The sequence below is a fragment of the Citrobacter sp. wls757 genome (assembly GCF_005280935.1).
Taxonomy (GTDB): domain Bacteria; phylum Pseudomonadota; class Gammaproteobacteria; order Enterobacterales; family Enterobacteriaceae; genus Citrobacter; species Citrobacter portucalensis.
Genome location: NZ_SZWU01000034.1, coordinates 312,912 through 313,926, shown reverse-complemented (window position 1 = coordinate 313,926; position 1,015 = coordinate 312,912). Strand labels below are relative to the sequence as shown.

2 protein-coding genes are annotated in these 1,015 nt (G+C 55.3%); one reads left to right on the top strand and one right to left on the bottom strand.

Annotated features, from left to right (window positions below):
* Positions 1–320, bottom strand: a 320-nt coding sequence (locus FDW94_RS24040; RefSeq protein ID WP_283205067.1) for an AlkA N-terminal domain-containing protein, incomplete at its 3' end; no start/stop codon positions are given.
* 136 nt (positions 321–456) lie between these two features.
* Here FDW94_RS24040 and FDW94_RS24035 point away from each other — a divergent pair.
* Positions 457–1,015, top strand: a 559-nt coding sequence (locus tag FDW94_RS24035; RefSeq protein WP_249358382.1) for an Hsp70 family protein, incomplete at its 3' end; no start/stop codon positions are given.

Sequence of the window (1,015 nt, the reverse complement as noted above, 5' to 3'; positions counted from 1 at the left end):
AGGCGCAGCCCCGGACGCGCCGCACCGAGGCTGCCCAGCGCGCCGATAATTTGCTGCGGACAACAGCCAAGATCGAACAAGCGCGTTATTTTTGCCAGGCACTCGGAGGCGACCGGCTGTAACCCTGTGCTCAACGTCACGTGTAGCACGTTGGCGTGCAGATCCGGGACAACGCGCACCAGACCACGATGCCCCCCTACGCACAGGCTTCTGACATAGCTCAGTTCCTCTACGGTTTCGACACCTTCAACCGCACGGGCGGCAAGAAATCCCAGCATCCAGGGCCAGTCATAAGGTGGTTGCCAGCTCAGCGTGAACATTCAGTTTTCCTTTTTACGCAAACCTACAGCATAAACGGTATTCAATCAGTACGCCTTGCTTTCATATTCCAGTTGTCGGGGCGTCAACTATTCGTTAAAGTCACGCCCCTTCTTCACTGGCATGGGGATTTTTACGGTGTTTATTGGTTTTGACTACGGTACGGCAAACTGTTCAGTGGCCGTTATGCGTGATGGGCAGCCTCACCTGCTCAAAATGGAAAATAACAGCACGCTGCTACCCTCAATGCTGTGCGCACCAACGCGCGAAGCGGTTAGCGAGTGGCTGTATCGCCATCATGACATCCCAACTACGGATGATGAAACGCAGGCGCTGCTTCGCCGTGCGATGCGCTACAACCGCGAAGAAGACATCGACGTTAACGCCAACAGCGTACAGTTCGGTCTGGCATCGCTGGGTCAGTATATTGAAGACCCGGAAGAGGTGTACTTCGTTAAATCGCCAAAATCATTTTTGGGCGCCAGCGGTCTGAAGCCGCAGCAGGTTGCGCTGTTTGAAGATCTGGTCTGTGCAATGATGCTGCACATTCGCAACCAGGCGCAAAGCCAGTTGCCGGAAGCTATCACTCAGGCCGTGATTGGTCGGCCCATCAACTTCCAGGGATTAGGTGGCGATGACGCCAACACCCAGGCGCAGGGTATTCTTGAACGTGCGGCCAAACGCGCCGGTTTTCAGG